Here is a 13750-nt window from a genome sequence, read left to right as displayed (position 1 = left end):
GGTCAGCACTAGCGCGAAGACAATGAGCTTCACCAGACGACTTCCACTCTGACTTCTTAGAGAAACGCAGAGCAGTAATGGAAGACTGGGCAGCATTCTGCTCGAATACGCAGATCGCACCAGGCGATGCCTTGGCTGTTGCCGCTGACCGAAAACTGACCCACTGGGTCAGTTTTCAATCAGCGCCAACACGGTATGCGCCTGCGCGAAGCGATCCTGGCTGAGCTGCCACGCTTGCACCGCAAAGCCGAACGACTCGGTCGCATCAACATTCAGGACGGCTCCAAAGGCGGTCGTTCAGGGGCTTCAGCGCCGCGATGGATCGTGGCCAATGAAGCGGCGAAAGCGGCGCTGCAGTTTGCTCGTAAGGCATCGCCAACCGGCAGCCGCAACTTGCTAGCCCGCGACGAAAGCTACGCCGCATTCCTGCAACAGACCGTGCTTCCCGCCCGCGAAACGCTGCATGCACACGGGCTGAAGGGTTTTCATGAACTGCGAGCAGCCTACGCCTGCGAGCGTTACGAACAGTTCACGGGCCACCCCGCCCCGGTCAATGGGGGCCACTGCTATCGCATTGACCGCGACCTGGACCAGCAGGCGCGGCAACAGATCAGCCTTGAACTCGGGCATAACCGGATCGATGTGGTTTCGGCCTACATTGGAGGGAGAGCGTGAGCAAGCCCTTCGATATGACACTGTTCCTGAGCGGCGTACTGACCGGCTCGAAGGCCACTCAGCAACGCCACCTACGGCAAGCCCGAATCATACAAGCGGCCATTCACCAACGATGGCAACGAGACAATCCCTGGACCTGGCAACTCAAGCATGTGCGCTGGTTTTTGACTCAGCACCTGAAAGACCACTCCGACGCCACCCGGTATTACTATCGACTTACCGCGCTATTGATCTGGAAACGATTGGGACCGCGTGATCACGAAACTCGTCCGCATCATAAAAACGTATAGATACGTCCAAGGTGTCGTAAACCGACTTTCCACCAACTCTTTGCTGAAAGGCTGGTCGGTAGTGCTGATTTCGGCGCTCTTCGCTCTCTCCGCGAAAGAGGCTGACCGAAGATTTGCCCTCCTGGCCTACATACCTGGCTTGGCATTCTGGGGCTTGGATGGTTATTTTCTCGAAAAAAGCGAGTAAACCCTCCGACCGGCGCGATCAAAGTTACCCACAACATTATTTGTTGGGGGCATCATGGGGATTTGCAAGAAGTTGCCCTTGGCTTGGTCGACAGCGACGGAGGACTGCGGCGATACTGCTACCGCTGCGCGGACTATGATGCAGTCGCGAAAGCTCTCCGAGGAGCTTGGTGAGCTGTTCGAGGAGCTGTGAATGCCCTACGCATTTCGAACATGAACGCTCGCTAGCGCTACCGAGGAGCAAGTAAATCCAGATAGAAAAAAAGGGAGACAAGTGTCCCCCCCGAGGAAACTACGCATCAGAGGTCGATGAAGCTGGTACAGCGATATGGTCAAGGTTGTCACCGACTAAGTCTTTTACCTTCGAAACGATGTATGCCCCAATCGGGATGGCCGATGTCGCTGCAGGTGATGGTGCATTACAGACGTTAACACTGCGTGCTGTGTTTACGAACAAAAAGTCGTCAATCAACTTGCCATCGTTCGAAACGGCTTGCGCCCGCACACCTGCGGGATAGGGGGTGAGATCTTCCTTTATCAAGGTTGGGCAATATTTTTGAACGGTCTTGAGATAGCCAGCTTTGAATAGAGAGTTTTTCATCTCAGTCAAACCAGACTTGAAGTTGTCCTTCAGTACCTTGCGGATTCCGCTATGAGCGAGCATCTTTGCCAGATCCACCACAGAGATATCTGACTTGCGATAACCTTCTCGTTTCATGGCCAACACGGCATTTGGGCCAACGGTAACCGTCCCGTCGATCATTCTTGTCAAGTGCACGCCAAGGAATGGCATGGCGGGATCTGGGATTGGATAAATCAAGTGGTTCACGATCTGGTTATGCTTCTGCGGGAGCAGATAATATTCCCCGCGGAACGGGCAGATGGTGAAATCCGGCTGGACACCTAGCATTCTCACTACGCGATCAGCCATAAGCCCCGAGCATGAAACCAGGTAGCGGGTGGTATAGGTCGCTTTGTTCGTCTTGATGACGATTTCACTTGAGCGCTCTTCCAGCCCGATGACCTCTGTGCTGAATTCGATCTGACCACCTTGCTTCTCGAACTCCTTACCCATTTGGGCAGCAATCTGTGCGTAGCTGACAATGCCACTGGAAGGAACAAATATCCCGCCCACCCCAGCGATGTTCGGCTCGCGCTCTCGAAGCTCGCTGGCTGTCAGCCAATGCCGCTTTATGCCATTAGCGGCCGTGCGCTCCCACAATGCACGCATGCGATCCATCTCGAGTTCATTGGTAGCTACGAGTAGTTTGCCGCACTCGTCGTAGCGGATCCCGTGCTCATCGCAGAAGCGTTTGGTGGCCCGATTACCTTCGAGGCAAAACTTTGCCTTGAGGCTACCAGGGGTGTAGTACACGCCCGCATGAATCACGCCACTGTTATGACCAGTCTGATGGCGCGCTGGGCCCGGCTCCTTTTCTACAACCAGCATCTTGGCACGAGGATAACTGTCTGCCAGTTGCATGGCTGTCGACATCCCAACAATGCCGCCGCCGATGATCACGAAATCGTACATAGACCTACCTTCACTGCTTGACATCGGGGGAAGGCTCCCCCGACGTGCTCTTATTTAATTGGCGGTTTGGCCGTGCTGGTGCGACATTTTCGGGAAGCTGAAGTAGCCACGTTGGCGCATAAGCTCGCGGCGCAGGCCAGGGTGTGCCACAAAGCGATCGCGACCGTGCAGCCAAAAAAGGTTGTTCATCAACAGGAACGAACCGACAGGCACTGGGATCGACACTTTCGAAGGGCTACCTTCTAGCGACTCGCTCATCGCATATAGCCACGTCCCCTCCTCGTAGTTCTCAGGCTGCACAAACTGGTCGATGTATCGCATGGTCGGCCGACCTATGGCATCTGTATCAAAAATCGAGTGGAAAACATCTTCCTTGGTATTTTTGCTAGGAGGGGCAGTCCACTGCATGACGCGTCTAGCCAGCGGGTGGCGGTAGTACTTGTCTAGTTCCGCCCAATCATCCAGATGTTGCAGTAACGAATTACCGCCTTCCATGTTCTGTTCATCGATCTTCATCATCAGGACGTAATCGGTGATTTGGTTTACGAATGTACCGTCGTTGTGAAGCTCCATGACACGGTGCGGCTGGCGCAGGTAGCTATCGGAGTTATCAACATTCTCCACTACGAAGCGCGCGTAGAACTGCCCACTCATGGCGTCGAAATTGGAACGTCCTAGCAGATGTGCGACTGCTGTCGAAATCTTAACCATATCCTCTGCCTGGCTCACGCAATTAAGGCCTTCAGGCACCACTATGAGGCCGCCAGTAGCACGATCCATCAGAGTGTTCACGATGATAGGGCGCAACGTCCCTTCACAGATGTCATCAAGGATTTTGCCGAACTGAAAGCGGAGGAACGATTTGTACTCCAGCGCCTGCACTGGGAGTTCAGCGACCGAATGCAAGAACGCGTCTACGGTCGTTTTTGATAAACGAAGCTCTAGGATGCGAGTCGATTGTTGTGAAGGCTCCAACGTGAACCCAAACAGAGCGGCAGGCTGGGGCAGTACAGGCATTTCAATCTGGTTAAAGGCGTTCATCGCGACTCCAAGTGGATGATTGAGACAGGTCGGCGTCCTGTGCGCAAAAATATCGCCACAATCACAAAATGTCTACATTTTTATAATTCGTCGTTATTTTAGTTTTAGCGATCTGGACGCAGGCTTTCGCCGTATTGGGTATCATGCCCATGCAATCGCTTTGGAATCCCGATATGGAAAATTTAGCAACCGCTAGTCTCAGACGTGATTCAGACTACATTCGACTGAAAACTGACATCATCAGAGGTGTATTCAAACCCGGTGAAAAACTACTGATGAGTTCATTGAAGGAGCGTTACGCGTCTGGCACTGGCCCAATGCGTGAAGTACTTTCGCAATTGGTAGCTGAGCATCTGGTGGTCGCTGTCAACCAGAAAGGTTACCGCGTCGCTCCGATGTCCCTTGAAGAAATGCGTGACGTTTATGAGGCACGGGCTCATCTGGAGGCAATGATCGTCGCCATGGCTGTGGAGCGGGGAGATGAAGCTTGGGAAGCCCTGATAGTCGCTCGAGTACATACCCTTTCGAAGGTTGTAGAAGTGCGGTCCGCTCAGGAAATGCTCGATATTTGGGATTCCCGTCACAAAGAGTTTCATAACGCGATAGTGATTGGATGTGGATCTAAAAGCCTGCTTCAGGCTCGTTCCTATCTGTCAGATCAGGCTGAACGTTACAGACAGATCTGGCTGAAGCGCACAGTTCTCTCCGAAGAGGCGCTGCAGGTGAAACGCCGTCAACACACCGAGTTGGTAAAGGCTGTGCTTGAACGAGATGCCATTAAGGCTAGTAGTCTGACACTCACCCATCTAATGACTCCTGTACCCATTATCACTCGTATCATTCAGAACGAAGCGGACGTTTGGTGAAACGCTACCAACCCCCTACATAAATTTCACGCTTCGTATTGCGGTCAGTTGTAACCGGGTTCTTCAGCACGTTGAAAATTCTGGTTCTGAAGCGCGCCATCCAATTGGCCTGACGCAAAAGGCCAACTCTGGATACATCCACCAAAGCCACATAATTTCGCTATGCGAAATTAAATTTCGCCAGTTTGACATCAACACGCCATCCATGCAAATATCCAAGCCATTACGAATTATTCATCCTGTACATCGACTAACCCAAAGTCAAAACACAACAGGGGTTCTAGAATGTTCAATCGTCATCTGCCTTACTGGCCTAAGGATGTACCTCATCACCTGACCCTTCCGGCCACCAGTCTCTTCTGCAACCTGGAAACATCCGCCAGGCGCTACCCTGACAAGACGGCGATTATCTTCTACGACACCCGTATCAGTTATGCCCAGTTGCTCAATGAAGTAGAACGCCTGGCAGGCTATTTCCAGTCCCAGGGAGTCAAGCGTGGAGACCGCGTGCTGCTATATATGCAGAACTCTCCTCAATTCATCATCACCTACTACGCTGTACTGCGCGCCGATGCCATGGTGGTGCCGCTGAACCCCATGAGCCGCGCTGCCGAACTCGAACACTATCTGGCCGATACTGAAGCGCATATGGTGGTTTGTGCTCAGGAGCTCGCGCCCTTTATCACGCCTATGATTGGCCGTTTCCAGCTCCGGCAGGTGGTCACTACCGCTTATTCCCAGTACCTGCGCAACAGAACCGACCTGTCCTTGCCTGCAGAGCTGCAAACCGAGGTTAAAACACCGCTATTACCCGGCGTGGTCGGCTGGCAGGCCGCGCTCGATTGCGGGCAGCGTCCCGGCCCGCATTTAAGTGGTCCGGATGACCACTGCGCAATGCCTTACAGCTCTGGCACCACCGGTGTCCCCAAGGGTTGTTTGCATACCCATCGTTCCGTGATGGCAACTGCCATTCAACGTCAGACCTGGACCCTGCTCAACGGTGAAGACGTCATACTCACCACCTTGCCGCTGTTCCACGTTGCCGGCATGCAATCGTCAATGAACGGGCCGATCTTCATAGGCGCATGCATGGTGCTCATGACTCGCTGGAACCGCGAAGTCGCAGCCGAATTGATGCAGCGCTACCGTGTCAGTAGCTGGTCCAATATCGCCACCATGGCGGTGGACTTTCTGACTCAAGGCAATCTCGAGCGCTTCGACCTTTCCAACCTGAAGAATATTGGCGGCGGTGGCGCAGCCATGCCCGGCCCGATCAAAGAGAAGCTCAAGGTGCTGTTGGGACTGGACTATATCGAGGGTTATGGGTTGTCAGAAACCATGGGCGCCACCCATATGAATCCGAAAGCACGCAGCAAATCGCAATGCCTGGGTATTCCGTTGTTTGATGTGGATTCGCGGGTGATCGACCGCACTACCGGTGAGGAACTGCAGTCCAATCAGGTCGGGGAAATTGTCTGCCATGGTCCGCAGTTGTTCAAGGGCTACTGGAAGCGTCCAGAGGAAACCGAAAAAGCCTTTATCGAATTGGACGGCAAGCGCTTTCTGCGTACCGGTGACCTTGGCTACTACGATGAAGAAGGTTATTTTTTCATGGTGGACCGGATCAAGCGAATGATCAACGCTTCCGGCTATAAGGTCTGGCCATCCGAGGTCGAGGGCTTGATGTATCGACACCCCGCAATCCTCCAGTGCTGCGTTATTTCATCTCCCGACCCGCTCCGTGGGGAAACAGTGAAGGCCCTGGTGATCCTGCACCCAGAGCAACAAGGCACTAGCGCAGCCGCCATCATCGACTGGTGTAAGGAAAACATGGCCGCCTACAAGGTGCCCTCGTCCATCGAGTTCCGCCAGAACTTGGCGCAGTCGGGCACTGGCAAATTGCTTTGGCGCCAACTGCAGGACGAAGAATGGTCCGGGTGCGCAGCGCAGAACTCATAAAGCGCCAGGCTCAGGCGCACAAACACGCCGCTCCCCTACCACCAACTCGTAGAGAAAGGCGGCGCCTCGTCTGAAAATGCCTTGTTTCCGATCTGCAGTCTCCCTCTTGCAATGTCAAGTCCGACAGACTCCTTGAGCTAAAAAACAACTATCGGAATATATGATTTTTTATAGGGCAGAGCTTGCTCGCGATAGCGATCTCAAGGACGCCACCGCAGGCAAACCGCGCCCCCTATGAGAGTTCTGCGTGACAGCGCGGCTGTCGAAGACTCAGTCGAGCCGCTCGATCACACAAGCGATGCCCTGACCAATACCGATGCACAAACTCACGAGTGCATAACGCCCCTGCTGACGCTCCAGGCTGCGCAAGGCTGTCAGCACAAGTCGAGCACCAGAGGCCCCTAACGGGTGCCCGATCGCAATTGCCCCGCCCTGAGCATTCAGACGCGGCTCGTCAAACGCCAGGCCAAGTACTTTGGCGCAACCCAGCACTTGGGTGGCAAAGGCTTCGTTGATCTCGATCACGTCCATGTCCGCCAGACTAAGCCCGGTACGCTCTAGCACTTTGCGTATCGCCGGCACCGGACCGAGTCCCATCAGTCGGGGTGCAACGCCGCCGATAGCGCCCGCCAGCACCCGTGCCCGTGGTTTCAGGCCATAACGCTCACCGATAGCGCGGTCGCCCATGACCAGCGCTGCGGCACCATCGTTAATACCCGAGGCGTTACCCGCAGTAACCACGCCGCCCTCGAACAGCGCGCCCAGTCGACCCAGAGCGACAGTGTCAGTAGCCGGACGCGGGTGCTCATCGGCAACCACCTGTTTGGGTGGCAATTTACGCCCTTGAGGCACCTGGACCGCAAGCAACTCCTCAGCGTAGAATCCTTCGGCCAATGCCTTGGCATACAGCGCTTGGCTCCGAGCGGCGAAAGCATCACTGTCGGCCCGGCTGATACCTAGGTCGCGGGCGATGTTATCGGCGGTTTCCGGCATGCTCTCGGCGCCGAATTCCGCCTCAATGCGAGGGTTCGGAAAACGTGCACCAATACTGCTGTCGAAAACCTGGAAGGCACGCGAGTAGGCGCCTTCGCTCTTGGCCAAGACGAAGGGCGCACGGGTCATGCTCTCGGTGCCACCGGCGATAAATAGCTCACCTTCGCCACAACGGATCATGCGATTGACATCAAGGATCGCGGCCAGCCCTGAACCGCACAACCGGTTGACGGTCAGACCGCCCGTGGCAATGGGCAGATCGGCGAGCAGACCAGCATGCCGGGCGACATTGCGCGCATCTTCACCGGCCTGGCAGGCACAGCCAATCACCATGTCTTCATAGTCATCGGCGGCGAACGGATTGCGCGCCACCAGCGCACGAACCACCTCGGCCAGCAGGTCATCGGGGCGCACCGTACCCAGGGCGCCAGCACTGCGACCGAAGGGCGTGCGCAGGCCATCATAAATATAACTGGTCATGCGTGTTGCTCCTGTACGGAAGTCGGACGATCGGGAGTCTGCAGATTCAGGCCCAACTGGACCCGACGGCGCAGCCAGGGGCTGGGGCGATAACGCGGCTCGTCGTAACAGGCCTGAATGCCACGCAGCACGCTAAGAATATTCTCTGCACCATAGAATTCGGCAAAGCCCAGCGGGCCTCGTGGATAACCTAACGCCAGCATGACGGCGCGCTCCAGCGTGGCTGGAGTAGCAATGCCGCGCTGAACGATTTCCGCGCCCAGGTTGGCCACGCTGGCGACCACCCGCTGGATGATGAAACCGGGCGAATCATTGATCACCTCCACCGGCACACCGCCACTGCCCAGCGCCTGTACCGCCTGGGCCTCCAGCGTCGGGTCGAGCGCTGGCTGACGCATTAGCACCAGGCGCTTGGTAGAGTCGCAGAAAGTGTCCAGGGCAATGGTCCGCTCAGGCGGCAAGCCGAAACGCGCCACTACACTAGAGGCATCCTCGCCCAGCGGGGTGATCAGACAGATCGCCTCGGCACTAGGCTGCGCGGCACTTTCCAGCGTCGCCCCTGCCTCATTGAGCATGGCCGCCACCTCGGCGCGCAATCCTGGATCCTGGGCGTCGAGCCAAAAGGGCCGATCAATGCGAACGACTGCCCGCTGTGACTCAGGCGAACGAATTTGTTGACCATCCACATAACGATAGAAGCCATGCCCATCGCTCTTGCGTCCGAGCAAACCCGCAACCACTCGCTGCGGCACCAGGTAAGACGGGGTGTAGCGCGGGTCGCCATAGAACTGTTCGAATACCGATTCCATCACCGCATGGGAGATGTCCAGACCGGTCAGGTCGAACAGCTCGAATGGGCCCATACGAAATCCAGGGCCGTCACGCAGGATACGGTCGATCTGCTCGACGCTAGCAATGCCCTCACTGAGAATCCGCAACGCTTCGGTACCGTATGCGCGACCGGCATGGTTGACCAAGAAGCCTGGGGTGTCCGGTGTTTCTGCCGGGAAGTGGCCAGCGGCTTCAGCCAATTGCGACAGACGCTGTACGACCTCCGGGAGCGTGCGCTCGCCGCGCACCACCTCGACGATTTTCATCAGGGGCACCGGGTTGAAGAAGTGAAAACCTGCCACTCGTTCAGGATGCTTGCAGGCACTGGCGATCCGCGTCACTGACAATGACGAGGTATTGGTCGCCAGAACAGCCGTGGTAGCGACGATGGCCTCCAGCTGGCGGAACAGCCCTTGCTTGGCCTCGAGATTCTCGACAATCGCCTCGATCAACAGGTCGCAATCGGCCAAGACTTCCAGACTGGCGGCTGCCTGCATCCGCGCCAGGGTCTGTGCCAACTGCTCGGCACTGAGTTTGCCTTTGGCCGCAGAGCGCTCCAGCAGTTCCTTGTTGAAGGTAAGGGCTTGCTCGACAGCTTCAGGGCGGACGTCATAAAGCACTACCTCGCGCCCCGCCAGAGCGAACAATTGAACGATGCCACGCCCCATGGCGCCGCTGCCAATCACACCGATACGTGAAAACATAGTCACTCCGAATTGTCGTTTCGACATGCGGAATATAATTCCGCATTGACCGAAAGATTAAACATTGTCAGTCTACGCATCAAGCAATAAAAGATTTTTGCGAAACATCCCGTAGCAAACGAAAAAACTCCAGGACCACGATCTCGCAACCTGGAACGCTCACACCGGCTGAAACCCAGCATTTCACAACAAGAAGAGAGCACTCATGACCGCCCTATCGCCTGCGATCAGACTGGAAGGAAACTGCAGCAATTTTTCCGCTCATCTGGGCCTTGAGGTACTCGAATACAGCCAGGCGCGCACCATCATCGCCTTGCAGATCCGCCCCGAACACCTCAACCATGCCGGTAACCTTCATGGTGGCGTGATCGCCTCCATTGCCGACACTGCCATGAGCTTGTGCGGCACTTGGCATGCCGATCCGGATCAAAGGCGCCTAGCCGTGACCTTATCGCTGAACCTGAACTACATGGCGCCGGCGCCTGCCGGCAGTCGAGTTCGCATGGTGGCGCGAGTACGCGGCGGCGGGAAGAAAATATTCATGGCGGCCTGTGATCTGCTCAATGCCGAGGATGAACTGCTGGCCAGTGCCGATGGCGTTTTCAAACGCAACCAGCTGCGCCTTGAAATCGAGTGAAGCTGACGCGCCTGCTACCACTGGCGCTGCTGGCTGAACTGCTAGCCTTGAGTACTCGGACACTGCAGCGTTCAGCCTGGCTTGGACCGACTTGTTGCCCTATGGGTCTATTGCCACCGCCCTATTGATGCTAATCGGTTGGTGTACGGAAAATCGGCGCCTGCAGAGCTTATGCGATGATACCCAGCAGAACCTGGCCGCCTCCCTGAATCCGCTCGCCCTCGGCACAGCGGCGAGCATTGCCACCATCGTTGCACTGGCCAGCCTGACCTCCCTGAATATCACCTAAGCCTCCTTGTTATTGATTCCGCTGTTTGTTAGCAGCAGGTTGTTTCTGGAAAACCCTAGCAGCGCCTACGATGAACTGGCCGAGCACCTTGCGGGGATGCGCAATGAGATTTTCATCTTCGCCTGCTCCGCATTGCTCGGCGCGCTATTCAATCAATTGATCTCCCTTGACCAACTGGCGCCGATATTGGCCGGCTCATCGCAGATACTCCTGCTGCAGATCGCCGTCCTGCTGAGCATCGTGCCGCTATCGCTGATGGGCATCGCGCCGGTCATCACCTGGCGCATTTGCGCAGGCCTCTTGGCTCAGTTGCAGGCCGCCGGTATCAATCCTGCGGGACCCGCTGTCACTTTAGTCTGCGCCTTTTCACTGGCGATGCTGCTATCGCCCTTTGGCCCCTCTGCGCTGATGCTGGCGCGCTACGCGAATACTTCACCGTGGAGAATCGCCTTCAACTGGAATGGTGGCATCGCTCTGGTAGCCATACCACCACTGTTGTTGCTTTCCTGGTTTGTTCAGGCCTGACAACGCCATCAAATAGCGGAACATGGTTTCGTTAATAGCCATAGGTTCCGATACGAGTGAAATCGGAATTGAAATTAGCATGATTACTGCGCAAACTAGGTTTAAGTGATTACCTTGATTGGCAATGATGATTGGCTATCGTCCTTTCCATTGCCCATCCGCCACCAAAACGAGTCTGTATGAACGAAGAAATCGAAACGCCCGAGAACAGCCTCAAGGACCGGAAATTCGTCGAGGCCCTGAGCCGGGGTCTCGAAGTTCTGCGCGCCTTCACCCATGGCAGTGTCGTGCGTGGCAATCAGGACATTGCGCGGATTACCGGCCTTCCAAAGCCGACCGTTTCGCGCCTGACCTACACCCTGACCCAGCTTGGCTATCTCAGCTACAATCAGGACTTGGAGAAATACCAGCTCGATTCGGGCGTACTGGCTCTCGGTTATGCCTATGTCAATAACCTGCGTGTGCGTCAGCTCGGCAAGCCGCTCATGGATGAGTTCGCTCGCCGCACCAATACCACTGTCGGCCTCACGTGTCGTGACCGCCTCTCGATGATCTATATTGAAAGCTGCCGTCCGCCAGAGGTTGCGAGCCTGCGCATGGAAGCGGGCGTGCGCCTGCCCCTGAGCACTTCTGCTGGCGGTCGTGCGTACCTGGCAGCGACTCCGGAAAACGAGCGCACCCATTTGCTCGGTGAAATTGCCAAAAAGGTCGGTGACGAATGGCCCGCTGTGGAAGCCTCGCTGAAAAACTCTTTCCGGGAATATGAGGAGTTCGGCTTTTGCCTGTCCCTCGGCGAGTGGGATCGCAACACCAATGCCGCCGGGGTTCCGCTGCGTTTGGCCGATGGCAGCATTATGGCGCTGAGCTGTGGCGCTCCCAGCTTCCAATTGCCCGTTGAAAAACTGAAGAACTCACTGGCGCACCAATTGGTGATGCTGGCCCAAGACATCGAAAGCCTCGGCGTCTGACACGCCCGGCTCAATGATCAGACAGAAAGGCCGTCGGCACCTTATTATCGACGGCCTTTTACATTACAGAGCACCCGTTAATTCGGGGACTGCCTCGAACAGATCAGCCACCAGACCATAATCGGCCACCTGGAAGATCGGCGCTTCTTCGTCCTTGTTGATCGCAACGATCACTTTGGAGTCTTTCATGCCGGCCAGGTGCTGGATCGCGCCGGAGATACCGACCGCGATGTACAGCTGTGGCGCAACGATCTTGCCGGTCTGACCGACCTGCAGGTCGTTGGGTACGAAACCTGCGTCGACCGCGGCGCGGGAAGCACCGACGGCAGCGCTCAGCTTGTCGGCCAGGGCGTACAGGTGTTTGAAGTTGTCGCCGTTCTGCATGCCGCGACCGCCGGAAACGACGATCTTGGCAGCGGTCAGTTCCGGACGATCGGACTTGGCAAGTTCTTCGCCGACGAAGCTGGAAATCCCAGCATCGTGAGCAGCTGCAACGGCTTCAACAGCCGCCGAACCACCTTCAGCCGCGACCGGGTCGAAACCAGTAGCACGCACGGTGATCACTTTGACCGCAGCGTTCGATTGAACGGTTGCGATGGCGTTACCGGCGTAGATTGGGCGCTTGAAGGTGTCAGCGCTTTCGACCGAGATGATCTCGGAGATCTGGTCAACGTCCAGCTGAGCGGCAACGCGCGGCAGGATGTTTTTGCCGTTGGAAGTCGCGGCAGCCAGGATGTGGCTGTAGCCCTTGCCCAACTCTGCAACCAGAGGAGCGACGTTTTCCGGCAGCTGGTGAGCGTAGGCGGCGTTGTCGGCCAGCAGCACTTTAGCCACGCCAGCGATTTTCGCAGCGGCTTCAGCCACGGCGCCAGCGCCCTGACCTGCAACCAGAACGTGGATATCACCGCCGATTTTGACGGCGGCAGCCACAGTGTTCAGCGTGGCTGGCGCCAGTACTTTGTTGTCGTGTTCTGCAATAACCAGGACCGTCATTTAGATTACCTTCGCTTCGTTTTTCAATTTCTCGACCAGTTCAGCCACCGACTTGACCTTGATACCCGCGCTGCGTGCAGCTGGCGCTTCGACTTTCACGGTCTTGTTGGTGGAGGCGGTGGAAACGCCCAAAGCGTCCGGAGTCAGCACTTCGAGAGGCTTCTTCTTGGCTTTCATGATGTTTGGCAGGGACGCGTAGCGCGGCTCGTTCAAACGCAAGTCGGTGGTGACGATGGCAGGCAGTTTCAGGGAAACTGTCTGCGCGCCGCCGTCGATTTCACGGGTCACGGCAACGCTGTCGCCGGACACTTCGACTTTCGAAGCGAAGGTGCCCTGACCATAGCAGCTCAATGCAGCGAGCATCTGGCCAGTCTGGTTGTTGTCGCTATCGATGGCTTGTTTGCCGAGGATCACCAGCTGAGGCTGTTCCTTGTCGACAACAGCTTTCAACAACTTGGCAACGGCCAGGGAAGTCAGATCTTCAGCGGATTCGACGAGGATGGCGCGGTCGGCACCCAGAGCCAGCGCGGTGCGCAGTTGCTCTTGAGCGGTGGACGGGCCGATGGAGACGACGATGATTTCAGTTGCAATGCCTTTCTCTTTCAGACGTACGGCTTCTTCCACGGCGATTTCGCAGAACGGGTTCATCGACATCTTGACGTTGGCCAGATCGACGCCGGAGTTATCTGCTTTGACCCGGACCTTGACGTTGTAATCCACAACGCGTTTGACTGCGACGAGGACTTTCATAAATAACCTCCAAAAAATGGGCCTCTCGG

The 13750-nt window shown here is 56.3% G+C and carries 12 protein-coding genes and 1 pseudogene; 7 read left to right on the top strand and 6 right to left on the bottom strand.

Annotation, left to right across the window (positions count from 1 at the left end; translation table 11 throughout):
* Nucleotides 1-183: 183 nt before the first annotated feature.
* Together K5E40_RS32175 and K5E40_RS32170 are read left to right on the top strand one after the other, a co-directional pair.
* Nucleotides 184-675 (top strand): annotated as a pseudogene (locus K5E40_RS32175) (integrase); the annotation flags it as partial.
* Nucleotides 672-965: a hypothetical protein gene (locus tag K5E40_RS32170; protein ID WP_221734212.1), complete on the top strand. Its 294-nt coding sequence runs from the start codon at nt 672-674 to the stop codon at nt 963-965. The pseudogene K5E40_RS32175 and the gene K5E40_RS32170, both read left to right, overlap by 4 nt.
* 478 nt (nt 966-1443) lie before the next feature.
* On the opposite strand, the gene lhgO is transcribed toward K5E40_RS32170, so the two are convergent.
* Nucleotides 1444-2685 carry an L-2-hydroxyglutarate oxidase gene (lhgO, locus tag K5E40_RS32165; protein WP_221734211.1) on the bottom strand — a complete coding sequence of 414 codons (1242 nt, stop codon included), beginning with the start codon at nt 2683-2685 and terminating at the stop codon, nt 1444-1446.
* Between the two features lie 54 nt (nt 2686-2739).
* Entirely contained in the window at nt 2740-3726 is a 987-nt protein-coding gene (gene glaH / locus K5E40_RS32160) for a glutarate dioxygenase GlaH (RefSeq protein ID WP_221734210.1), read from the bottom strand.
* A 173-nt stretch (nt 3727-3899) separates the two neighbouring features.
* On the opposite strand from glaH, the gene csiR reads away from it, so the two are divergent.
* Nucleotides 3900-4592, top strand: a complete 693-nt coding sequence (gene csiR / locus K5E40_RS32155) for a DNA-binding transcriptional regulator CsiR (RefSeq protein ID WP_221734209.1) — start codon at nt 3900-3902, stop codon at nt 4590-4592.
* 285 nt (nt 4593-4877) lie between these two features.
* Nucleotides 4878-6551, top strand: a complete 1674-nt coding sequence (locus K5E40_RS32150; protein WP_221734208.1) for a long-chain-fatty-acid--CoA ligase — start codon at nt 4878-4880, stop codon at nt 6549-6551.
* Nucleotides 6552-6821: 270 nt separating this feature from the next.
* Here K5E40_RS32150 and K5E40_RS32145 read toward each other — a convergent pair whose 3' ends face one another.
* Both K5E40_RS32145 and K5E40_RS32140 read right to left on the bottom strand, forming a co-directional pair.
* Nucleotides 6822-8024: a 3-oxoadipyl-CoA thiolase gene (locus K5E40_RS32145; RefSeq protein ID WP_221734207.1), complete on the bottom strand. Its 1203-nt coding sequence runs from the start codon at nt 8022-8024 to the stop codon at nt 6822-6824.
* Nucleotides 8021-9559, bottom strand: a complete 1539-nt coding sequence (locus K5E40_RS32140; protein WP_221734206.1) for a 3-hydroxyacyl-CoA dehydrogenase — start codon at nt 9557-9559, stop codon at nt 8021-8023. The genes K5E40_RS32145 and K5E40_RS32140 overlap by 4 nt, the downstream gene beginning before the upstream one ends.
* 205 nt (nt 9560-9764) lie before the next feature.
* Here K5E40_RS32140 and K5E40_RS32135 point away from each other — a divergent pair, with 205 nt between their 5' ends.
* The 3 genes from K5E40_RS32135 (at nt 9765) to K5E40_RS32125 (ending at nt 11978) form a co-directional block, all read left to right on the top strand.
* Nucleotides 9765-10196 carry a PaaI family thioesterase gene (locus tag K5E40_RS32135; protein ID WP_221734205.1) on the top strand — a complete coding sequence of 144 codons (432 nt, stop codon included), beginning with the start codon at nt 9765-9767 and terminating at the stop codon, nt 10194-10196.
* A 295-nt stretch (nt 10197-10491) separates the two neighbouring features.
* A complete protein-coding gene (locus K5E40_RS32130; protein ID WP_221734204.1) occupies nt 10492-11010 on the top strand; it encodes a hypothetical protein in 519 nt (172 codons plus the stop codon).
* 179 nt (nt 11011-11189) lie between these two features.
* Entirely contained in the window at nt 11190-11978 is a 789-nt protein-coding gene (locus K5E40_RS32125) for an IclR family transcriptional regulator (protein WP_221734203.1), read from the top strand.
* 63 nt (nt 11979-12041) lie between these two features.
* Here the strand turns inward: K5E40_RS32125 and K5E40_RS32120 are convergent, their stop codons facing one another.
* On the bottom strand, nt 12042-12971 hold the full coding sequence (locus K5E40_RS32120) for an electron transfer flavoprotein subunit alpha/FixB family protein (RefSeq protein WP_221734202.1): 930 nt from the start codon (nt 12969-12971) through the stop codon (nt 12042-12044).
* The gene (locus K5E40_RS32115; RefSeq protein WP_221734201.1) at nt 12972-13721 is read right to left on the bottom strand and encodes an electron transfer flavoprotein subunit beta/FixA family protein; all 750 of its coding nucleotides are present in this window, start codon (nt 13719-13721) and stop codon (nt 12972-12974) included.
* Between the last annotated feature and the right edge of the window lie 29 nt (nt 13722-13750).

Origin of the sequence: Pseudomonas baetica (assembly GCF_019733355.1) — a bacterium.
Classification (GTDB): Bacteria; Pseudomonadota; Gammaproteobacteria; order Pseudomonadales; family Pseudomonadaceae; genus Aquipseudomonas; species Aquipseudomonas baetica_A.
This window is presented reverse-complemented; position numbering and strand designations above follow the sequence as displayed.